Here is a 21,059-nt window from a genome sequence, read left to right as displayed (position 1 = left end):
GACGCCCTCTCAGTCGTTCTCGACGCGGTCGAGCTGGGCGGAGGCGTACGAGCCGAGCGGGTGCCCGAACGCGGCGAGCTCCTCGACCCACATCAGGCGCCCCTCGACCAGGCCGTACAGGCGCTTCGCCGCGGTGACCTCCGCGGCGGTCGAGGTGCGGGCCACGAAGTCCGTGGCGAGGTCGATGCGGCCGTTGCCCGCGACGCCGAGGAACAGGGCGAGCCGGCCCGACGCGTCGGTGACGAGCACCTCGAGCGCGTGCCGGTCGTCCTCCAGCCCCTCCGGGCGGTCGGTCGACACGCGCCAGTAGCCGGTCTCCGTCGACCAGACCGTGTCGGGCTCGTCGTCGCCCGGCGTGCCCTCGCCGTCGGCCGCCGCCGCGGAGCGCACGCGCAGCGTGGACTCGAAGCGCAGGTAGGGCCCGCCGTCGTGGTCGAAGACGAGGTCGTGCACGAACGGCGTCTCGTCGATGCCGGTGTACTCGATCACGCCCTCGCCCTGCCAGCGGCCCACGAGCCACGCGAGCGGGTAGACCTCGGGCGCGAGGCCCTCGGGGAAGGCGAAGGGCATCAGCGCTGGCCCTGGAACAGCTTGTAGACGACGTAGCCGGCGAACCAGAGGATCGTGACCGACACGACGACCAGCAGACCGGTGAACACTGCCTCGAGAGCGTGGATCGACATGCCGCGATCCTACCCAGCCGTCCCGGCATCGGTCAGCGTGAGTAAGGTCGCCGCCCATGAGCACCCCCACCGCTGCGACGCCCGCGCGCTCGCTCGTGATCAAGACCACGTCGGGGACGGACCGGCCGGAGGCCGCCAACCAGGCGCTCACCGTGGCGGCCGCGGCCGTCGCCGCCGGCGCGGAGGTGAGCCTGTGGCTCACCGGGGAGGCGGCGTGGTTCGCCGTCCCCGGCCGGGTCGCGGAGCTCTCGCTCGAGCACGCCGCGCCCGCCGGCGACCTGCTCGACGCCGTCCTCGCCGCCGGCACGGTCACCCTCTGCACGCAGTGCGCCGCCCGCCGCGGCCTCGGGCCCGACGACGTCCTGCCCGGCGTGCGCATCGCCGGGGCCGCCGTGTTCGCCGAGGAGGTGCTGCGCCCGGGCGCCCAGGCGCTCGTCTACTGACGCCGCGCACCCGGTGTGAGGCACACCACCCGGCCCCCGGACGCACTCCCGCCGGGCACCCCCCGTGCCGTAGATTGAACGTTGAAGCATCCAGTGACGCCCTGCCGTCGAGCCGGCCGGCGGGCGCACGTGCCCCAGAGGCCCGCCCCGCACGGCGCCGGCCGACGTCGCGACCACGGAGAACCATCCATGACCTCGTCCACCAGGACCTGGAACGACCTCGTCATCCCCGCCGCCGGCGACTACGTGCTCGACAAGGAGCACCGGCGGCTCGGCTTCCTCGCGATGCACATGATGGTGAGCCCGGTGCGCGGCGAGTTCTCGTCGGGGAGCGCGACCATCCGCGTGGCCGAGGACCCGTTGCAGTCGTCGGTGACCGCGACGCTGGATGCCGCGACCATCAGCACCCACCTGCCGGACCGCGACGCGCACCTGCGCAGCCCCGACTTCCTCGACGTGGAGAACTTCCCGACGATCGAGTTCCGCAGCACGGGCATCGAGTGGCGCACCGAGGTCGACCCGATCTTCTCGTGGGCCCGCCTCAAGGGCCGCACGCCGGGTCGCGCCGACACCGCCCCCAGCACGCTGAAGACGTCCGCGAAGTTCGTGCTCCACGGCAACCTGACGATCCGCGGCATCGCCCACCCCATCGCGCTCGACGCCGAGTTCGGCGGGGCTGGTCGGGACCCGTACGGCCGCGACATCTTCGGTTTCAGCGCGGCGGCCGACTTCGAGCGCGAGAAGTACGGGCTGGTGTGGAACGTCCCGCTCGAGGCCGGCGGCGTGCTCGTGAGCAAGAAGGTGCGCATCGAGCTGGCCGGCGAGGCGATCAACCTGGCGGGCGTGGTCGAGCGCCCGGCGTGACGCCCGCCCCGGGCCCGCCGCCGCGAGGCGGCGACCCTGCTCAGGCGACGACGAGCCGCCCCACGACGAACACCAGGATGCCGCTCACGGCGACCGGCGCCGTGACCGCGGCCAGCACCGCCCGGCGCCCCGTCAGCGCAGGCTGACGCTCGAACAGCAGGCGCAGCACCGCGACCACCAGGCCGGTCACGGCGCCCGCCACCAGGCCGCTCACCGGGTCGATCGCCGGCAGGAGCGTCGCCACCCCGCCCGCGGCGACGGCGCCCAGCGCCACCCCCACGAGCGAGCCCGCCCAGCCGCGCGCGACCGGCGTCGCCGACACCGCCGCGGCGACCGCGAGGCCGAGCGCGCTCACGACCACGAGCGCCGCGCCCGCCTCCGAGCGACCCGCGGCCACCCAGCCGGAGCAGCACACCGCGACCACGGCGCCGGTCACCGTGCCGCTCACGGACTCCACGAGCCGGGGCCGCCCGCCGCGGCGCAGCATCTCCGCGACGAACGCCAGCACCAGCGCCATCGCGAGCACCAGCGGCACGTTGCGCAGCACCGGCTCGCCCTGGGTGGCCCACGCCACGGCGACCGCGCCGAGCCCGGCGACCGCCACGACGACCGTCGTCCCGCCCGGGGCCGGCAGCCGCAGCAACGGGCCCCAGCCGGCCGCGAGGAGCAGCACGAGCCCCCCGGCCACCGCCGTCAGGGGCAGGATCCCGTAGTCGTCGAGGGCGGCGGCCGCCGCGACGACGGCGGAGAGGACGGCCGTCCAGACGGCGCGGGTGGTCACGGTCACGACGACGAGTGTCGCAGACGGCGGGCGGCGTCCCCGCCGTCCACGACCCGGGGCCACGAGCCGTGCCGCGACCGTGCCGCGACCCGTCCGCGACCCACCGCCGCCACGCCGCGGCCACGCCCGTCACAGTCCGGTCGCCGATCGGAAACGCGCCCGCAACACGGCTCGGGGCACACTGCGGGAACCGGTCACACGACCGGGACGGGTGCGGTGTGATCCACGCCGCACCGCGGTACGTTGGCGGACGCACCTGTCGGACGCTGTCGAACGGACCGTCCGACGACCGGGAGGAGGTGCCGGTGGCCGAGCTGCTGATCCTCACGCCCGCGTCCGGCGGGTCGGTCGAGGTGCTGCCCGCCCTGGGCCTGCTGAACCACCGGATCCGGGTGCTGCCCATGGAGCCGTCCGCCCTGGTGGACGCCCCGGACTCCGACGTCGTGCTGCTCGACGCGCGTCGTGACCTCGTCGCCGCCCGCACCACGTGCCGGCTCCTGCACGCCACCGGCCTCACCGTGCCGCTCGTGCTCGTGCTCACGGAGGGCGGGCTCACCGTCGTCACGCACGAGTGGGGTGCCGACGACCTGCTGCTCGAGGCCGCCTCGCCCGCCGAGGTGGAGGCGCGCCTGCGCCTCGTGATCGAGCGGTCCGAGCGCGGCCCCGTCGACGACGGCCCCCAGGAGATCGCCGCCGGCGACCTCGCGATCGACGCCGGCGGCTACACCGCGAGGCTGCGCGGCCGCCCCATCGACCTCACGTACAAGGAGTTCGAGCTCCTCAAGTACCTGGTGCAGCACCCGGGCCGCGTGTTCACGCGGGCGCAGCTGCTGCAGGAGGTCTGGGGCTACGACTACTACGGCGGCACCCGCACCGTGGACGTGCACGTGCGGCGCCTGCGCGCCAAGCTCGGCCCCGAGCACGAGCAGCTCATCGGCACCGTCCGCAACGTCGGCTACCGGTTCGACCCGCCCAAGGAACCCCGGCCGGTGGAGGGCGCCGACGCGGACGACGCCACGACGTCGGACGGCACGGGCGCGGCCGGGCGGGCGGCCCCCACCCGCTGAACCCGCGCGCCCGCACGGGCCCCGGCGCACCGCACCAGGTAGGTTCGACCGGTGACCGCGATGTCGGACTCCAGCGACTTCTCCAGCGCCCTGGTCGACGGACCCTGGCGGCACGAGCTCGTGCCCGCGAACGGCGCCCGCTTCCATGTCGCGCTCGCCGGGCCCGACCGGACGAACGGCGGCCGCAGCCCGCTCGTCGTGCTGCTGCACGGCTTCCCGCAGTTCTGGTGGGCGTGGCGGCACCAGATGGAGCAGCTCGCCGACGCCGGGTACCGGGTGGCGGCGATGGACCTGCGGGGCGTGGGCGCCTCCGACAAGCCCCCGTCCGGGTACGACGTCCCCACCGGCACGCAGGACGTGGCGGGCGTGGTGCGCTCCCTCGGCCACGACCGGGCCGTCGTCGTCGGGCACGGCACGGGTGGTGTCACCGCGTGGTCGATGGCGCGGCTGCAGCCCGCCGTGACCGCGGCCGTGGCCGCCGTCTCCGCGCCGCACCCGGCCCGCCTGCACGTCTCGGGCCGCCAGCTGCTCACCCCGCTGGCCCGCCGCCAGCTCGCCGCCTACCAGCTGCCCACGCTGCCCGAGCGCCGGCTCACCGACGGCGACCAGGTGGCACGCGTGCTGCGCGACGGCGCCGCGCGCCCCCTCGGCACCGACGCCTACGAGCTGTACCGCACCGTGATGCGGATCCCGTTCGCGGCGCACACCGTGATGGAGTCGCTGCGCTGGATGGTCCGCTCGACCCCGCGCCCCGACGGCCGCCGCTATCTCGCCGCGCTGCGCGAGCCCGTCGACGTCCCGGTGCTGCAGGTGCAGGGCGAGCTGGACGGCTTCGTCGACCCCCGCCACGCCCCCGTCGACGGCGCGGCGCTCGCCCGCGACTTCCGCTACGAGACCGTCGACGGCGCCGGGCACTTCCTGCCCGAGGAGGCCCCCGACGAGGTCGGCAAGCTGCTCGTCGACTGGCTCGAGCACGCCCTCGCCGCCCGCTGACACCCCGTCAGGGCCGGGTCAGCCCCGTGGCCCCGGCTTGACGAGCTTCGCCGCCGCGACCGGGTCCGTCTCCCCGATCCCGAACGACGGGCACCAGCGCGCCACCGGGCACGCCCCGCACGCCGGCCGCCGCGCGTGGCACCGCCGTCGCCCGTGCCACACGAGGTGATGGCTCAGCATCGTCCAGTCCTTCTTCGGGAACAGCGCCCCGACCTCGTGCTCGACCTTGACCGGGTCCTCCTGGTCCGTCCAGCCGAAGCGGCGCGCCAGGCGCCCGAAGTGCGTGTCCACCGTGATGCCAGGGACGCCGAACGCGTTGCCCAGCACCACGTTCGCCGTCTTGCGCCCCACCCCCGGCAACGTCACCAGGTCGTCCAGGCGGGCCGGGACCTCGCCGTCGAACCGCTCGACCAGCGCCTGCCCCAGCCCGATGATCGAGCGCGTCTTGGCGCGGAAGAAGCCGAGCGGCTTGAACAGCTCCTCCATCTCCGCCGGGTCCGCGCCCGCGTACGCGGCGGCGTCCGGATAACGGGCGAAGATCGCCGGCGTCGTCGCGTTGACCCGCACGTCCGTGGTCTGCGCCGACAGCACCGTCGCCACCAGCAGCTCCAGCGGCGTCGTGAAGTCCAGCTCCGCGCGCGCGTCCGGGTACGTCACCGCCAGCTCGCGGTCGATGCGGCGCGCGCGCCGCACCAGCGCGACCCGCGACTCGCCCGTGGGCGTCGCGTCGGACGGGAGGGCGGTCGAGGAGGCGGGCTTCGTCGGCACGGTCCGAGCGTAGCCATCCACTCCGACAGCCCGCCCGCGCCGGATCCGGTGGCGCCGTCTCGGGGCTCTCCCCGGGCTTCCCGGCGCTTCGTCGTGCCGCGATTTGGTGCGGTGAGGCAGACTGAGAACCGGAACACACCCTCTTGACAACCCCCGGACGACCGCACCCGACCCGGGACGGCCGCCCCCGAACCACGTGAGGAATCCTGTGGACGACACCGTCGTGCTCTCCGCCCCTCTCTTCGCGGACATGGAATCCGAGGAGACGAAGGCGCTCTTCGAGTCCATGGTCCCGGTCGAGCTGACCCGCGGGGACGTCCTCTTCCGCGAGGGCGAGCCCGGCGACCGGCTGTACGTCATCGCGCAGGGCAAGATCAAGCTCGGCCGGCGGTCGAGCGACGGCCGGGAGAACCTGCTGTCGATCCTCGGCCCCGGCGAGATGTTCGGCGAGCTGTCCCTGTTCGACCCGGGCCCCCGCACGGCGACCGCCTCGTCCGTCTCCGACGCGCTCGTCTACGAGCTGCGCCACCAGGCCCTCGTGCAGTGGATCGCCGCGCACCCCAGCGTCGCCACCACCCTGCTCGGCGCCCTGGCGCGCCGCCTGCGCCGCACCAACGAGACCCTGGCCGACCTGGTCTTCTCCGACGTCCCCGGCCGCGTCGCCAAGGCCCTCCTCGACCTGTCCGCCCGCTTCGGCGAGCCGAACGACGACGGCATCCGGGTCGCCCACGACCTCACGCAGGAGGAGCTCGCCCAGCTCGTCGGCGCCTCCCGCGAGACCGTCAACAAGGCCCTGGCGGACTTCGCGACGCGCGGATGGGTGCGTCGTGAGGGTCGCGCGGTCGTGCTGCTCGACATCGACCGTCTGGAGCGGCGGGCTCGCTAGCCTTGGGCCGCCTTGGTTGCGGCCGTCACCTTTCTCGCTGACGCAGGCGGGAGAGGCGTTCTTCGCCGGGTCGCGTTCACGGGCCCAGGGGGCCCTCCACTTCGGGACGTCTACGACCCGGCGAAGAACGCCTCTCCCGCCTGCTCTGCTGTCTGCTCACGGCATTGAAGCCCGACGGCGGCGCGAACCCCGCTACGGTGTCGCCGCCCCGCGGCCCGAGGTCGCGCGACGCCGCGTTCGGTCGGGGTGAGCGGCGCGCTCCCTCGTGGTGGGGGAATCTGCCGGTGCTGTACTCCAGCCGGGGAGCTGAGCCCCGAAGCCACCTGCCGCCGGGCACGACTCGGGGCCGCTCGTCGAACGGCGTACCGCGAGCATCGACGTCGAGCGCGTCATCCGAGGAAGCGGAGCGCGAGACGGTGCAGGAGCGGGTGGGGACGAGGTCCTTCGCCAGGTCGTAGACGTCCCGAAGTGGAGGGCCCCCTGGGGCCCGTGAACGCGACCTGGCGAAGGACCTCGTCCCCACCCGCGGCCGCAACCAAAAGGCAGCGACCGCAACAACAGCTCAGCCGGCGAGCTCGACGATCAGTTCGACCTCGACCGGGGAGTCGAGCGGCAGCACCGCCACCCCGACCGCGGAGCGCGCGTGCACGCCCGCGTCGCCGAAGATCTCGCCGAGCACGTTCGACGCGCCGTTGATGACGCCCGGCTGGCCGGTGAAGGACGGGTCGGAGGCGACGAAGCCCGTCACCTTGACGATCCGCGCGCCGTCGAGGGTGCCCACGAGGGAGCGGACGGCGGCGAGCCCGTTGAGGGCGCAGGTGCGCGCCAGGTCGGCGGCCTCCTCCGGGGAGACCCCCGCGCCGACCTTGCCCGTCAGCGGCAGGGCGCCGTCGACGAACGGCAGCTGGCCGGCCGTGTAGACGTAGCTGCCGGAGCGGACGGCGGGGACGTACGCCGCGACGGGCGCGGCGACGTCGGGCAGGGTGATGCCGAGCTCGGCGAGGCGGGCCTCGGGCGAGGCGCTCATCACTGCCCGCCGGAGGGGCGCTTGAGGTAGGCGACCAGGTTGGTGCTGTCGGGGCCGGGGACGACCTGGACGAGCTCCCACCCGTCGGCCCCCCATTGGTCGAGGATCGCCTTGGTGTTGTGGATCAGCAGGGGGATGGTCGCGTACTCCCACGTGGTAGCCATGCCGCGATCGTAACCAGCGACCGCTCCGACCGCTGTCGTCCCGCCGCTCCCACGACCGGTCCACACGATCTGCACAGCGGTACCGGCGTCGCGGCCGTGCTGCCTCGGGCACAGCCCGTACCCTGGTGGGCATGGCCAAATCCGACCCTCGCCGCATCACGCGCACGATGCCGGCGACCCAGCTCGTCGCCCTGCTGCTCGCGTTCGTCCTCGCGGCCGGGGTGGGCGGCGTCCTCGCCGCCGGGCTGGTCATCCCGATGGTGGCGGGCGCCAACGCCGCGGCCGACAGCACGGTCGCGATCTACGACGAGGTGCCGGCGGAGCTGGAGCCGCGGCCGATGTCGCAGCAGTCGCGCATCTACGCCGCGGACGGCAAGCTGCTCGCCACGTTCTACGCGCAGAACCGCATCGTGGTGCCGCTGGACGAGATCTCCGAGCCGATGCAGCACGCGGTGATCGCCATCGAGGACGAGCGCTTCTACGAGCACGGCGGCATCGACGTGCAGGGCATGACGCGCGCGCTGGCCAACAACGTGGCCGGCCACGCCACGCAGGGCGCGTCCACGCTGACGCAGCAGTACGTGAAGAACATGCTCATCGACCAGGCGCTGCAGGACGGCGACCAGTTCGGCGTCATCAAGGCGAGCGAGGACTCGATCTCGCGCAAGCTCACCGAGGCGAAGATGGCCATCTCCCTCGAGAAGACGATGTCGAAGGACGAGGTGCTGCAGGGCTACCTCAACGCCGCGCAGTTCGGTTCGCGCAGCATCTACGGCGTTGAGGCCGCGGCCCGCTACTACTTCGACAAGCACGCCTCCAAGCTGAGCGTCGTCGAGGCCGCGACCATCGCCGGCATCACGAAGTCGCCGAGCCGCTTCGACCCCACGGTGAACCCGAAGGAGGCGAAGGAGCGTCGCGACCTGGTGCTGCAGAACATGTGGAAGCTGGGCTACATCTCCACCGAGGAGCGCGACGAGGCGAAGGCGGCGTCGATCAAGAAGACGCTCGACGTCAACCCCACGGAGATCGGCTGCGCCGCCGCCGGTGACTCCGCGTTCTTCTGCGACTACGTCACCAAGGAGATCGTCACCAACCCGGTGTTCGGCGAGACGAAGTCCGAGCGTCAGCAGCTGCTGTACCGCGGCGGTCTCGAGATCCACACCACGCTGGACCCGAAGAAGCAGAAGGCGGCAGCGAAGGCGGTCAAGAACGCCGTCCCCGCCGGCGACTCGAGCGGTCTGCAGTCGGCGATCGCGTCCGTCGAGCCGGGCACGGGCAAGGTCCTCGCGATGGCCCAGAACATCCCCTACACGCCGTCCGAGGGCGGCAAGGGGACCACGCGCGTGAACTACGCGGCCGACCCGACGCACGGCGCCTCCGGTGGCTTCCAGGTGGGCTCGAACTTCAAGCCGTTCGTCCTCGCCGAGTGGCTCAAGGAGGGGCACACCCTGAGCGAGCGCGTGAACGCGACGAAGCAGGCGCGCTGGCCGCAGAACTTCCAGACGCCGTGCGTGGGCAACCTGGCCGCCGCCGAACCGTGGGCGCCGGCGAACTCCGAGGGCGTCGAGGTCGGGTACATCTCCGCGCTCGAGGCGACGTACGAGTCGGTCAACACCGCCTACGCGGCCATGGGGTACCAGCTCAACCTCTGCGACCTGCGCAGCACCGCCTGGGACATCGGCTTCCGCCCCACGCGCTCCGTCCAGGACGGCGGGCGGGTCGTGACCGACCCGAAGGAGTCGGACATCGACATCCAGGCGCCGATGATCATCGGTACCCAGGAGTCGACGCCGCTGTACCAGGCGGCCGCCTACGCGACGCTGGCCAGCGGCGGCACCTACTGCTCCCCGATCGCCATCACGAGCATCACCGGCCCGGGCGGCAAGGACTACGACGTCCCGGACGCGAAGTGCAAGAAGGACGCGCTCCCGGAGAACGTGGCCAACACCGTGGTGTTCGCGATGGAGAAGGTCTTCTCCGGCACGGGTACGGCCCGCCAGCTCGGCGGCCTCGCGGACGGCCGCCCGGTGGCCGGCAAGACCGGTACGTCGCAGCTGTCGGCGCAGACGTGGTTCACGGGCTTCACGCCCAACCTGTCCACGTCCGTGTGGGTCGGCAACGCCGACCGCCCCAACGAGGACCACACCAACGGCATGTGGGTGAACGGCAAGTGGGTCCGTGTCCTCTACGGCTCGACCGTGGCTGCTCCGGCGTGGAAGGAGTACATGGACCAGGCCGTCTCCGACCTGCCCGTCAAGGACTTCGGCGCCCCGGACCCGAAGATGGTGGGCGTCACGGCACCGCCCCCGTCGACGAACGACGACGGCGGCGGCTCGAACGACGACGGCGGCGACAAGGGCAAGGAGCCCAAGGGCGACGAGGGCAACGACCGCGGCGGCAACGGGAACGGGAACGGCAACGGCAACGGACGCGCCAACGCGGAGGCCGCCTGGGACGCCGTCCAGAACGGTGACTGGGAGTCGCTCGGCGACGCGTGGGGCGACAACTGACCCCCGGCTGGCAGGTCGCGGGCGGGCTCGTCGCCGCCGGCGTCGCGGGCCTCGGCTACGCACACCTGGAGACCAAGCTCTTCACGGTGCGTCGGGCCACGGTGCCGGTGCTGCCCCCGGGCGAGCCCGACCTGCGCGTGCTGCACGTGTCCGACCTGCACCTCACGCCGTCGCAGAGCCGCAAGATCGCCTGGGTGCAGTCGCTGGCGGAGTACGAGCCGCACCTGGTGGTGAACACGGGTGACAACCTGGCCCACCGCGACGCGCTCGGCCCCCTGCTGGAGGCGCTCACGCCGCTGCTCACGACCGCGCCCGGTGCCTTCGTCATGGGGTCGAACGACTACTACGCGCCGGTGCCGAAGAACCCGGCGCGGTACCTGCGGCGCGACACCCGCATCGTGCACACCCGCCCGGCCGAGCTGCCGTCCGACGAGCTGGCCGGCGCGATGGTCGCCGCCGGCTGGCGGGACCTCACCAACCGGCGCGACACGGTCGAGGCCGACGGCCGCCTGCTGTCCCTGGTGGGCGTGGACGACCCGCACCTGGACCGCGACGACTTCCCCCCGTCGTCGGCTCCGTCCGGCGCGGGGCCCGACGACGCGGTGCTGCACCTCGGCGTCACGCACGCCCCGTACCGGCGGGTGCTGGACCGGATGCACGCCGACGGTACGGACGTCGTCCTCGCCGGCCACACGCACGGCGGGCAGCTGCGTCTGCCGGGCGTCGGCGCGCTCGTCACCAACTGCGACATCGACCGGCGGCGGGCCAGCGGGCTGCACGGCTGGCCGGGTCCGCGGCCCGACGAGACCGGTGGCGCAGGCTCCGCGTGGCTGCACGTGTCGGCCGGCGCGGGCACCTCGCCGTACGCCCCGGTGCGCTTCGCGTGCCGCCCGGAGGCGACGTTGCTCACGTTCACCGCCCGGTAGCCGGATCTCGTTTTCGTCCAGGCCGGATCGTCGGCTATTCTGAGCAGGCTTCCGCACGAGGACGTAGGTCCTGGGGCGCGGGAGCAAGTCCTTCGGGGTGTGGCGCAGCTTGGTAGCGCGCTTCGTTCGGGACGAAGAGGTCGCAGGTTCAAATCCTGTCACCCCGACCAGCCGAGAGGCCCTCTGAACAGCGGAAACGCTGATCAGGGGGCCTCTTGCTCTGCCTGGAAGCCTGTGCCCGGTCGTGGGCGGCGAAGGACCGCGCCGACCACCGCGCACAGCGCGCCGGGGACGAAGAACAGGCCGACGGAGAACCCGCCGAGCAGGACATAGACCACGAGGCAGACCGCCGACACGATCGACAGCACGGTCCACGCCCGGCCGCGGGCCGCCAGCGGCAGCGCGGCGAGCAGGACCGGGGCGACCACCCCCGTGACGTACGACCACGCCCCGGCGGCGAGCATCGACGTCGCCGGCTCGCAGGTCTCCCACTCCGAGACGAGCTCGCCCGTCGACGAGTACGTCGCTCCCCCGGAACACACGGACTCGGACTGATAGATCGGCGCGGTGAGCAGGAAGACGGCGGCCGCGACGACCAGCCCGAGCGCGACGACCTGCCACACCCGCTTCGTGCTCCACCACCTGGTCCGGCTCACGGTCCCCTCGCGGCTCCGTCGACGAACCGCCAATGAACCATACACACGTATGACTGGCAACTGGTCTACCCTGACGGGCGTGACCCAGGACCGCGCCGAGGCCACCCGCAGGCGCCTGCTCGACGCCACCGTCGCCGCGCTGCGCGTCCACGGGACCGCCGGGCTGACCTCGCGGGAGATCACCCGCGCCGCCGGGGTGAACCTGCAGGCCATCACCTACCACTTCGGGTCCAAGGACGAGCTGGTCGCGCAGGCCCTGACCGGGCTCGTGACCGAGCGGATCGCGCCCGTGCGCGCGGCCCTCGACACCGACGGCGACCCGGCGGAGCGGCTGTTCGCCGCGCTCCGCACCATCGGCGGGACGTTCGCCGTGGCCCGCGACGACCTGGCCGCCTACGCGAGCGCGGTCGCGGCGTCGTCGTCCCACCCGGCCCTGGCCGGCGCGCTGCGCGACCTGCACGCGGAGCTCGTCGACTACCTCGCCACGCTCATGGCACAGATGCAGGACGACGGCTACATCCAGGCCTGGGTCCGGCCGCGCGCGATGGCCGAGGTGCTGATCTCCATCGGCGACGGCGTCGCCATGCAGGCCCACTACGGCGAGCCCGACGTCGACGGCGTGCTCGACCAGGTCGCGCTGCTCCTCCTGGCCGCCCGCGACCAGAGGTCGCGGGTCTGGCCGGCGGCCGCCAGGGCCCTCCTCAGGCAGGCACGGAAGGGATGACGATGCGTCGACGCGCTGTGGTCGCGGGCTGGAACGGGTTCATCGGGCACCGGCTGGTGGCCGACCTGTCGGAGCGCGGGTACGACGTCGTGCGCGTCGGTCGCACGGGCCCCGACGCGCGCTGGGACGACCCCGCCGCGCTGGCCCGCGCCGTCGACGGCGCCGACCTGGTGGTGAACCTGGCGGGCAAGAGCGTCGGCTGCCGGTACACCGAGGCGAACCGCGACGAGATCCTGCGCTCGCGCGTCGCCACCACGCGCGCGCTGCGCGCGTCGATCGAGGCGGCCGCGACACCGCCACGGCTGTGGCTCAACGCCAGCACCGCCACCATCTACCGGTACGCGACGGACCGCCCGCAGACCGAGTCCGACGGCGAGCTGGGCACGGGCTTCTCGGTGGACGTCGCCCGCAGCTGGGAGCGCGAGCTGTTCGCCGGCGACCTGCCCGGCACCCGGCGGGTCGCGCTGCGCATGGCGATCGTGCTCGGCGGGCCGGCGTCCGACCTGCTGGCCCGGATCGCCCGGCTCGGCGTGGGCGGTCCGCAGCACGACGGCTGGTGGTTCCAGCACCGCCGCTACCGCGGCATCGGCGACGAGCCGACGGGCGGCCCGGTGCCGATCCACCGTTCGGGCGGCCGGCAGCGGTTCTCCTGGATCCACGTCGACGACGTGCTCGCCGCGATCCGGTTCCTCGACGCCCACGACGAGCTCACCGGGCCGGTCAACCTGTCCGCGCCGCACCCGAGCGACAACCGCACCCTCATGGCCGAGCTGCGCCGCGCCGTCGGCATGCCGGTGGGGATCCCCACGCCGCGCTGGCTGCTCGAGCCCGCGCTGTGGGCGCTGCGCAACGAGTCCGAGCTGGTGCTCAAGAGCCGCTGGGTGCTGCCGGAGACGCTGAGCGCCGCCGGCTTCGACTTCCTCTGGCCCGACATGGGGCCCGCGATCGACGACGCCGTCGGGCGCCGCTGACGGAGCGGGCGGAGGGTCGCCAGCATCGCGTAACTGTGGCACCGTCGGCCTCGGCAGCCCTCTTCCCCGCTGGTCAGGAGTCCACCATGCCCGCGCCGTCCACCGCACCCGTCGTCGTCGTCGGAGGTGGCCTCGCCGCCGCCCGGGCCGTGGAGGCCGTCCGTGAGCAGGACCCCGACGTCCACCTCGTCGTCGTCACCTCCGAGGGGCACCGCCCCTACGAGCGCCCGCCGCTGTCGAAGGACTACCTGCGGGGGCAGGCGGAGCCCGACGTCATCTACCCGCTCAAGGCGGGCTGGTGGGACGACCACGCCATCGACCTGCGCACGCTCACGACCGTCGTCGACCTCGCCCCGGCCGACCACGAGGTGACGTTCGCCGACGGCTCCACGCTCGGCTACTCGAAGCTGCTGCTCGCGACCGGCTCGACGCCGCGCGCGCTCCAGGTGCCGGGCCGGAGCTTCATCGGCGTGCACACCCTGCGGACCGTCGACGACGCCGACCTGCTCGCCGGGCTCCTGCTGCCCGCGTCGCTCGAGGGCGAGGGCAAGGTCGTCGTCGTCGGGGACGGCTGGATCGGCACCGAGGTCGCCGCGTCCGCGCGGATGCTCGGCCTGGACGTGTGCCTCGTCGGGCAGCTGGAGCACCCGCTGGAGGCGCCGCTCGGCCCCGAGCTCGGCGCCCTGTACGGGAAGCTGCACGACGAGCGCGGCGTGCAGCGGCACCGCGGCGACGTGGTCGCGTTCACCGGCGAGTCCGGCCGGGTGAAGGGCGTCGAGCTCGCCGACGGCACCCACCTGGAGGCCGACCTCGTGGTGATGGGCGTGGGCGTGACCCCCAACGTGGGCATCGCGTCGGCCGCAGGGATCGAGCTGCGCTCGCGCGACCTCGGCGGCGGGATCGTCGTGGACGGCACCCTGCGCACCTCCGCCCCCGACGTCTACGCCGCGGGCGACATCGCCTCCGTCCCGTCGCCGCACTACGGCCGCCCGCTGCGCGTGGAGCACTGGGCCGTGGCGCAGGACACCGGCGCGCACGCCGGCCGCGCGATGCTCGGCGACGATGCCGTCTACGACGTCCTCCCCTACTTCTTCAGCGACCAGTACGACGTCGGGATGGAGTACAAGGGGTTCGTCGACCCGCGCGCCGGCGACACCGAGGTGGTGATCAGCGGCTCCACCGACGACCGCGAGCTCGTCGCGTTCTGGCTGCGCGACGGCGAGGTGCAGGCGGGCATGGCCGTCAACGTGTGGGACCGCATGGACGACGTCGAGGAGCTGATCCGCTCCCGCCGGCAGGTCCCCCGCGCCGAGCTGGAGGCGTTCACGGGCTGACCGGCGCCGGGCCGACGGCGGGGCGGCCGAGGGCGCGCACCCGCCACCCGGCGGCGGCCCAGCGGTCGGCGTCGAGCGCGTTGCGACCGTCCACGACGACCCGGCGGGCGGGCTCGAGGGAGGCCGGGTCGAGGTCGCGGAACTCCTGCCACTCGGTGAGGTGCAGCACGAGGTCGGCGCCGGTGACGGCGTCCTCGACGGTGTCCGCGTAGCCGAGGGTGGGGAACGTGCGGGCCGCGGTGGCGTTGGCGCGCGGGTCGTGCACGCGCACGTGCGCGCCCTGCAGCTGCAGCTGGGCGGCGACGTTGAGCGCGGGCGAGTCGCGCACGTCGTCGGTGCCGGGCTTGAACGCCGCCCCCAGGACGGCGACGCGCCGCCCGAGCACGCTGCCGCCGCACTCCGCGACCGCCAGCGCGACCGTGCGCGACCGGCGGCGCATGTTGATGGCGTCGACCTCGCGCAGGAACGTCAGCGCCTGGTCGACGCCGAGCTCGCCGGCCCGCGCCATGAGCGCACGGATGTCCTTGGGCAGGCAGCCGCCGCCGAACCCGAGCCCCGCCGACAGGAACTGGTGCCCGATCCGGGCGTCGTGCCCGATCGCGTCGGTGAGCGCGACGACGTCGCCGCCTGCCGCGTCGCACAGCTCGGCGATCGCGTTGGCGAACGAGATCTTCGTGGCGAGGAACGCGTTCGCGGCCACCTTGACCAGCTCGGACGTGGCGAGGTCGGTGACGAGGAGCGGCACACCCGTGTCGACCACCGGCGCGTACAGCTCGCGCAGGGCCTTCTCGTGCCGCGGGTCGGTGACGCCGACGACGATCCGGTCGGGGCGCAGCGTGTCCTCGACGGCGCGGCCCTCGCGCAGGAACTCCGGGTTCCACGCCACGCCCACCTCGACGCCCACGGGCGCGAGACCGTCGGCGAGGGCCTGCAGCCCGGCGGCCGTGCCCACGGGGACGGTGGACTTGCCGACGAGCAGCGCGTCGCCGCGCAGGTGCGGCACCAGCGCGGACACGGCGGCCTCGACGTGGCTCGTGTCGGCGGCCATCGAGTCCCGGCGCTGCGGCGTCCCGACGCACACGAAGTGCAGGTCGGCGAACGCGGCCGCCTCCGCCGGGTCGGTCGTGAACCGCAGCCGCCCGGTGGCGGTGTGCCGCTCGACGAGCTCCGCCAGCCCTGGCTCGTAGAACGGCAGCCGCCCGGCGGCCAGGTCGGCGACCTTCGCCGGGTCGGCGTCCAGTCCGAGCACGTCGTAGCCCAGCTCGGCCAGGCACGCGGCGTGCGTGGCGCCCAGGTAGCCCGTGCCGATCACGGTGACACGGGTGGGCTCCGGCGCGTCGTGCCCGGTGGTCGTGGTGGCGTGCGTCATCGGTCCTCCAGGGTGAGCAGGGCGGGCTCGGACGGCAGGGGCCGCTCGAGGTCGGTCAGGAGCGCGCCGGGCACGTCCCCGGGCGCCGGGCGGAACGCGTAGACCGCGGCGAGGCGCGCGCGGGCGGAGACGGCCCACGCGCGCAGCGCACCCGGGTCGGGGGTGGCGCCGTAGCCGTCCAGGACGGCGCGGGCGGTGCGGGCGGCGCGCGCGGGCGAGCACACGCCCTGGTGGGCCCGCAGCTCGAGGTGCACGAGCAGGTTGGCCAGGTCGAGCATCGGGTGCGCGACGACGGCGAGGTCCAGGTCGAGCAGGCCCACGCGCACGCCCTTGCCCGGCCCGGCGTCGTCGTCGACGTGCACGAGCAGCTGCTTGTCGTGCAGGTCGCGGTGCGTGAGCACGGGCCGAGCCGCGGGGGCGGCGTCGAGCACCGCCCGCACCCGTCGGACGACGGCGTCCGCGTCCGCCGGCGTCGTCGCGCCGTGGGCGGCGGCCAGCCCCCACCAGTGGGCGACGACCGTGAGCTCGGCGTCGACGTCGTGCCCCGCGAGGCCGTGCGGCGACGCGTCCTGGAACCGTCGCAGCCCGCACCCGACGGCGCGCCCCGCCCCGTCGAGCACGCCGCCCGGCGTGCCCGGGTCGCGCAGCAGCTCGTGGAGCGTGCGCCCGGGCAGCGCTGCGGCGGTGACGAACCCGTCGCCGCGGTCCAGGACCTCCGGGGTGGCGAACGCCGCCGGGGGCACGGCGACGTCGGCGGGCTCGCGGCCGGGGCGCGTGACCTTCGTGTACGTGCCGGACGGGTCGCGGACCACGCCGCGTCGGCCGGAGCGGTGCGCGACGAGCGTCGCCCCGCCGCGGACGCGGGCGGCCAGGCCGGGCAGGCGCGGGTCCACGCCGTCGGGCTGGAGCGCGAGGGCACCGCCCGCGACCGGCACGGGTCCGCGCGCTGCCGCGGGGCCCCCGTCGGTGCGTGCCCCCGCCCCGCGGCCGGGCGCGGTGGCCGGCCCGGCGTCCCAGCGCCCGGCCAGGACGGCGCCGTCACGGTCGGTGCCGACGACGAGCAGCCGCTCCGCCGAGCGCGGGAGCACCGCCCGCAGGGCGTGCCCCTGCGCCGCGAGCGCGCCGGCCAGCGCCGCGGCGACGGGCGCCGTGCGGATCCGCACGGCGTCGGCGGCCGGGGTGTCCGGCCGGGCGGACGATCCCCGCGACCACCCGGTCGTGATCGCGGCGCCCAGCGCGCCGCCGCGGCCGTCCTCGAGGTCGTCCGCGAGCGCCCGCAGCGCGGCGGACGTCGCCGCCCAGCGGTCCTCCAACCGCCGGAACGGCTCGGTGGCGCGACGTCGCAGGTGCTCGGCGACGGCGGCGCGCAGCTCCGGCTCCCGGACCGGACCCGCACCCGCCGCGACGTAGCCGTCGAGGACCGCGACGAGCCGCGCCGCCGCGGCGTCGGCGTGCGCCCGCACGAGCGCGGCGGCGAGGGAGCCGAGGTCCTCGGCCGGCCGCCCCCAGCGGGCGGCGTCGGCGTCGACCAGCCACAGCTCGCCGGCCGGCGAGCGCACCAGCTGGTCGAGGGACAGGTCGCCGTGCAGCGGGACGGCACCGTCCGGGCGCGGGGGCAGGCCGGCTCCGGCGGGTCGCGCGCCGTGCAGCGCCGCGGCGAGCGCGCCGACGTCGCGGAGCGCGCCGTCGTCCAGCGTGCGGGACGCGTCGAGCCGGTCGAGCGACCGGCCCGGCACCCAGTCGGTGACGACGACGCCCCGGTCGGCGTCGACGGAGCGGAGCCGCGGCACCCGCGGCGCGCCGGCAGCGCCCGCCGCCGCGGCCAGCAGCCCGTACCCCTGGGCCGCGGGGACGACGGCGGCGGGCCGCACCAGCCGGACCAGCGCCTCGCCGCGCGGGCCGTCGGCGTGCACCACCGCCCGGCGCTCGGGGTTGTGGCGCAGCAGCCGACACGTGGCAGGCCACCCCACGGCGTCGGCCGCGACCGCCGCGACGTCGCGCGCCGCGGGGAGCTGCCGGTCCGCGGACCAGTCGGTGACGACCAGCCCGGCGGACCGGTCGAGCAGCAGCACCTCGTCCGGCCGGCGCGGGTCGAGACCCTTGTCGAGCTTGCCGCGCGACCCGTCGGCGTACGCACGCACCAGGACGTCGCGCGAGCCCTCGGCGCCCGTCCACCGGCACGCCAGCACGACGCTGGTGCCCGGCTTGTACCGCAAGTACGGCCGCGAGACCGTCCCCGGCGCTCCCGAGACGGCGGTGAGGCGCGCCGTCAGGCGGTCGAGGTCGAGGACATCGCCGAGCGCGGGGATCGCGGGGTCGGCGGCGGCGACCTCCCGCACGGTCGCGGGGCGGGCGCGGTCGAGCGTCAGGTCAGGCGCCACGGGACGCCACCTCCTCCGGGGTGCGCGGCGCGGGCGCCGCCGGCAGGTCGGGGCCGTCGCCGAGGACGTCGGCGGGCGGGCCGGACGCCACGACGCGGCCGCCGTCGAGCCGCACCACGCGCTCGCAGTCTCGCGCGGCGTCCAGGTCGTGCGTGATGACGAACGTGGTGCGGCCCCGCGTCAGGCGGCCGAGCGCGTCGACGACCTCGTGCTCGGTCTGCTCGTCCAGCCCGGTGAGGGCCTCGTCGAGCACCACGACCGGGGCGTCGAGCATCGCCGCGCGGGCGATGGCGAGGCGCTGGCGCTGCCCGCCGGACAGCGTGCCGCCCCGCTCCCCCACGACCGTCTCGTAGCCGTCCGGCAGCGCGAGGACGAAGTCGTGCGCGCCCGCCACGCGCGCGGCGCGCTCCACCTGCTCGTCGGTGGCGTCGGGCACGGCCGCGGTGATGTTCTCGCGGACGGTGCCGTGGAACAGGACGCTCTCCTGGAGCACGACGGCGACCGAGCGCCGCACGCTGTCGAGCGTGAGGTTGCGCAGGTCGTGGCCGTCGATCCGGACCACGCCCGCGTCGGGGTCGCGCAGGCGGGAGATCAGCGAGACCAGGCTCGACTTCCCGGCCCCCGACGCGCCCACGACCGCGACCCGCTCCCCCGGCCGCACGGCCAGGTCCAGCCCCCGCAGCACCGGGTGGCCGGGCACGTAGGAGAACCACACGCCCTCGAACCGCACGTCGCCCAGCGCCCGCCCGATCGGCCGCGCCCAGCTCGCGTCGGCCACCTCGGGCCGGCTCTCGAGCACCTCGACGACGCGCTCCCCCGACGCCCCGGCCTGCGCGATGCGGCCGGTGTACTTCGCGATGTCGCGCATCGGCTTGAACGCCGCCTTGAGGTAGGTGAGGAACACGGTCAGCTCGCCCGGCGTCAGCGCGCCGTCGAGCACCCGCTGCGCGCCGACGAACAGCACGACGGCGGTCGCGACGCCCACGAGGACGTCGGTGGAGCGCTCCAGCCCGGCCGACAGCCGCTTGGCGCGCACGCCCTCGCGCAGCGACGAGGAGTTGGAGCGGGCGAATCGCCCGCCCATCCGGTCCTCGAGCGCGTACGCCTGCACGACCTTGACCGCGCCCAGCGTCTCCGTGGCGAGCGACGCGAGCTGGCCCTCCGCCTTGCGCTGGTCGCGCGAGACCTTCCGGATGGTGCGGGACAGGCGCGAGCTGGTGAGCAGGAAGACGGGCAGCACCACCACCATCACGAGCGCCAGCAGCGGGTCGAGCACCGCGACCACCACGACCATGCCGACGAGCGTCACGACGTTGCCGACCATCGGCAGCATCGCCGTCACCGACACCTCCTTGAGGCGGGTGACGTCGCTGGTCAGGCGCGTGACGAGGTCGCCCGTCGTCGACCCGTCGTGGAACCGCAGGGACAGCCGCTGCAGGTGCGCGAACACGTCGGCGCGCACCCCCGTGAGCACGCGGTTGCCCGCCAGGGAGAAGCAGACGGTCGACGCGTACGCCGCGCCGGCGCGCAGCAGCACGATCACGAGCAGCGACCCCGCCGCGAGCAGGATCAGCGCGGGCAGGTTCGCCGGCTCCGGCCCCGCCGCCGTCGAGCCCGTGGCCGCGACGATGCCGTCCACCACGTACTTCAGCGGCCACGGCTCCAGCAGCCGCATCCCCACCTCGGCGAGCATCGCCAGGCCGCCCAGCACGAACAGCCGGCGCTCCGGGCGCACGTGGTGGCGCAGGTGCGGCCAGAAGCGACGGAACGAGCGGCCAGCCTCACGCATCGAGCGCGGCGCGTACCGGTGCGTGGCGCCGACGCCGGCGGTGGTGTCAGCCACGGCGGGCCCCCGCGTGCTCGGGCAGGCGCACCCCGGCGAACCCGAGGGCCCGCCGCACGACGACGGACCAGTCGTGCCGCTCCACGGCGACCTCCCGCGCGCGTGCGCCGAGCGCGGCGCGGCGGTCGTCGTCGCGCGCGAGGGCGACGAGCGCGTCGGCCAGCGCGACGGCGTCGCCGGGCGGGACGAGCACGCCGGCCGCCCCGTGCTCCAATGCCTCGGACAGCTCCCCGACCGCGCTCGCGACGACGGGCAGCCCGGCGGCCAGGTACTCGTAGACCTTGAGCGGCGAGAAGTAGAAGCCGTCGAGCGGCGGGTACGGCGCCACGGCGACGTCGGCCCGGAGCAGCAGCGGGGGGACGTCCGACGGCGGCACCGCCCCCGCGTGCTCCACCGCGTCCCCCACCCCGAGGGCGTCCGCCCGGGCAAGGACGGCCTCACGCTCGGGGCCGTCGCCGACGAGCAGCAGCCTCGCCTCGGAGACTCTGCTCCGGACACCGGCGAACGCGTCGATCAGCACGTCGAGCCCGTGCCAGGGCTTGAGGGTGCCGACGAAGAGGACGGTGAACTGGGCCGCGCCCTGCCGCATTCTTCGCGCGGACGCGTTCACGGGCGCCAGGGCGCCCTCCACTTCGGGAGGGATACGTCCGCGCGAAGAATGCGGCAGGG

At 74.8% G+C, this 21,059-nt stretch carries 20 protein-coding genes and 1 tRNA gene; 11 read left to right on the top strand and 10 right to left on the bottom strand.

Annotated elements, in window-relative coordinates:
• Positions 1 to 9 precede the first annotated feature (9 nt).
• Entirely contained in the window at positions 10 to 570 is a 561-nt protein-coding gene (locus tag ACFQ8E_RS00105; RefSeq protein ID WP_430548535.1) for an FABP family protein, read from the bottom strand.
• Positions 571 to 739: 169 nt separating this feature from the next.
• Here ACFQ8E_RS00105 and ACFQ8E_RS00100 point away from each other — a divergent pair, with 169 nt between their 5' ends.
• Entirely contained in the window at positions 740 to 1,126 is a 387-nt protein-coding gene (locus tag ACFQ8E_RS00100; RefSeq protein ID WP_430548534.1) for a DsrE family protein, read from the top strand.
• A 189-nt stretch (positions 1,127 to 1,315) separates the two neighbouring features.
• The gene (locus tag ACFQ8E_RS00095; RefSeq protein ID WP_430548533.1) at positions 1,316 to 1,990 is read left to right on the top strand and encodes a YceI family protein; all 675 of its coding nucleotides are present in this window, start codon (positions 1,316 to 1,318) and stop codon (positions 1,988 to 1,990) included.
• Between the two features lie 40 nt (positions 1,991 to 2,030).
• Here the strand turns inward: ACFQ8E_RS00095 and ACFQ8E_RS00090 are convergent, their stop codons facing one another.
• Complete coding sequence (locus ACFQ8E_RS00090) at positions 2,031 to 2,777, bottom strand: hypothetical protein (protein WP_430548532.1); 747 nt, start codon at positions 2,775 to 2,777, stop codon at positions 2,031 to 2,033.
• A gap of 299 nt (positions 2,778 to 3,076) precedes the next feature.
• Here ACFQ8E_RS00090 and ACFQ8E_RS00085 point away from each other — a divergent pair, with 299 nt between their 5' ends.
• Positions 3,077 to 3,838, top strand: coding sequence for a winged-helix domain-containing protein (locus ACFQ8E_RS00085; protein WP_430548531.1), 762 nt, complete (start codon positions 3,077 to 3,079; stop codon positions 3,836 to 3,838).
• A gap of 60 nt (positions 3,839 to 3,898) precedes the next feature.
• Positions 3,899 to 4,831 (top strand): alpha/beta fold hydrolase, encoded by a 933-nt coding sequence (locus tag ACFQ8E_RS00080; protein WP_430549021.1) that lies wholly within the window; start codon positions 3,899 to 3,901, stop codon positions 4,829 to 4,831.
• Between the two features lie 18 nt (positions 4,832 to 4,849).
• Here ACFQ8E_RS00080 and nth read toward each other — a convergent pair whose 3' ends face one another.
• A complete protein-coding gene (nth, locus tag ACFQ8E_RS00075) occupies positions 4,850 to 5,599 on the bottom strand; it encodes an endonuclease III (RefSeq protein WP_430548530.1) in 750 nt (249 codons plus the stop codon).
• A gap of 208 nt (positions 5,600 to 5,807) precedes the next feature.
• On the opposite strand from nth, the gene ACFQ8E_RS00070 reads away from it, so the two are divergent.
• A complete protein-coding gene (locus ACFQ8E_RS00070) occupies positions 5,808 to 6,485 on the top strand; it encodes a Crp/Fnr family transcriptional regulator (RefSeq protein ID WP_416345052.1) in 678 nt (225 codons plus the stop codon).
• Between the two features lie 562 nt (positions 6,486 to 7,047).
• On the opposite strand, the gene ACFQ8E_RS00065 is transcribed toward ACFQ8E_RS00070, so the two are convergent.
• Together ACFQ8E_RS00065 and ACFQ8E_RS00060 are read right to left on the bottom strand one after the other, a co-directional pair.
• Positions 7,048 to 7,512, bottom strand: coding sequence for a RidA family protein (locus tag ACFQ8E_RS00065; RefSeq protein WP_430548529.1), 465 nt, complete (start codon positions 7,510 to 7,512; stop codon positions 7,048 to 7,050).
• On the bottom strand, positions 7,512 to 7,676 hold the full coding sequence (locus ACFQ8E_RS00060) for a DUF4177 domain-containing protein (protein WP_139820690.1): 165 nt from the start codon (positions 7,674 to 7,676) through the stop codon (positions 7,512 to 7,514). The genes ACFQ8E_RS00065 and ACFQ8E_RS00060 overlap by 1 nt, the downstream gene beginning before the upstream one ends.
• A 131-nt stretch (positions 7,677 to 7,807) precedes the next feature.
• On the opposite strand from ACFQ8E_RS00060, the gene ACFQ8E_RS00055 reads away from it, so the two are divergent.
• The 3 genes from ACFQ8E_RS00055 (at position 7,808) to ACFQ8E_RS00045 (ending at position 11,282) form a co-directional block, all read left to right on the top strand.
• Positions 7,808 to 10,186, top strand: coding sequence for a transglycosylase domain-containing protein (locus tag ACFQ8E_RS00055; RefSeq protein WP_430548528.1), 2,379 nt, complete (start codon positions 7,808 to 7,810; stop codon positions 10,184 to 10,186).
• Positions 10,171 to 11,112: a metallophosphoesterase gene (locus ACFQ8E_RS00050; protein ID WP_430548527.1), complete on the top strand. Its 942-nt coding sequence runs from the start codon at positions 10,171 to 10,173 to the stop codon at positions 11,110 to 11,112. Before ACFQ8E_RS00055 ends, ACFQ8E_RS00050 begins: the two co-directional genes overlap by 16 nt.
• Positions 11,113 to 11,205: 93 nt before the next feature.
• A tRNA-Pro gene (locus ACFQ8E_RS00045) sits at positions 11,206 to 11,282 on the top strand.
• A 33-nt stretch (positions 11,283 to 11,315) separates the two neighbouring features.
• Here ACFQ8E_RS00045 and ACFQ8E_RS00040 read toward each other — a convergent pair.
• A complete protein-coding gene (locus ACFQ8E_RS00040; RefSeq protein ID WP_430548526.1) occupies positions 11,316 to 11,768 on the bottom strand; it encodes a hypothetical protein in 453 nt (150 codons plus the stop codon).
• A gap of 79 nt (positions 11,769 to 11,847) precedes the next feature.
• On the opposite strand from ACFQ8E_RS00040, the gene ACFQ8E_RS00035 reads away from it, so the two are divergent.
• The 3 genes from ACFQ8E_RS00035 to ACFQ8E_RS00025 all read left to right on the top strand — a co-directional run bounded on the left by ACFQ8E_RS00035 (position 11,848) and on the right by ACFQ8E_RS00025 (position 14,797).
• The gene (locus ACFQ8E_RS00035; RefSeq protein ID WP_430548525.1) at positions 11,848 to 12,492 is read left to right on the top strand and encodes a TetR/AcrR family transcriptional regulator; all 645 of its coding nucleotides are present in this window, start codon (positions 11,848 to 11,850) and stop codon (positions 12,490 to 12,492) included.
• 2 nt (positions 12,493 to 12,494) lie between these two features.
• On the top strand, positions 12,495 to 13,463 hold the full coding sequence (locus ACFQ8E_RS00030; RefSeq protein WP_430548524.1) for an epimerase: 969 nt from the start codon (positions 12,495 to 12,497) through the stop codon (positions 13,461 to 13,463).
• Between the two features lie 86 nt (positions 13,464 to 13,549).
• Complete coding sequence (locus ACFQ8E_RS00025) at positions 13,550 to 14,797, top strand: NAD(P)/FAD-dependent oxidoreductase (RefSeq protein WP_430548523.1); 1,248 nt, start codon at positions 13,550 to 13,552, stop codon at positions 14,795 to 14,797.
• Here ACFQ8E_RS00025 and ACFQ8E_RS00020 read toward each other — a convergent pair.
• From ACFQ8E_RS00020 to ACFQ8E_RS00005, 4 genes are all read right to left on the bottom strand, one after another.
• The gene (locus ACFQ8E_RS00020) at positions 14,787 to 16,166 is read right to left on the bottom strand and encodes a UDP-glucose dehydrogenase family protein (RefSeq protein ID WP_430548522.1); all 1,380 of its coding nucleotides are present in this window, start codon (positions 16,164 to 16,166) and stop codon (positions 14,787 to 14,789) included. The genes ACFQ8E_RS00025 and ACFQ8E_RS00020 overlap by 11 nt on opposite strands.
• A complete protein-coding gene (locus tag ACFQ8E_RS00015) occupies positions 16,163 to 18,547 on the bottom strand; it encodes a phosphotransferase (RefSeq protein WP_430548521.1) in 2,385 nt (794 codons plus the stop codon). Before ACFQ8E_RS00015 ends, ACFQ8E_RS00020 begins: the two co-directional genes overlap by 4 nt.
• Positions 18,537 to 20,390 carry an ABC transporter ATP-binding protein gene (locus tag ACFQ8E_RS00010; RefSeq protein WP_430548520.1) on the bottom strand — a complete coding sequence of 618 codons (1,854 nt, stop codon included), beginning with the start codon at positions 20,388 to 20,390 and terminating at the stop codon, positions 18,537 to 18,539. The genes ACFQ8E_RS00015 and ACFQ8E_RS00010 overlap by 11 nt, the downstream gene beginning before the upstream one ends.
• Positions 20,383 to 21,059 (bottom strand): glycosyltransferase (locus tag ACFQ8E_RS00005; RefSeq protein WP_430548519.1); only part of this gene is annotated, 677 nt, incomplete at its 5' end. The genes ACFQ8E_RS00005 and ACFQ8E_RS00010, both read right to left, overlap by 8 nt.

It is taken from the genome of Isoptericola sp. NPDC056573, from assembly GCF_042793335.1.
In the GTDB taxonomy this organism is placed as follows: Bacteria; Actinomycetota; Actinomycetes; order Actinomycetales; family Cellulomonadaceae; genus Isoptericola.
The sequence above is the reverse complement of the archived record's forward strand: the minus strand, read 5'-3'. Positions and strand labels throughout refer to the sequence as shown.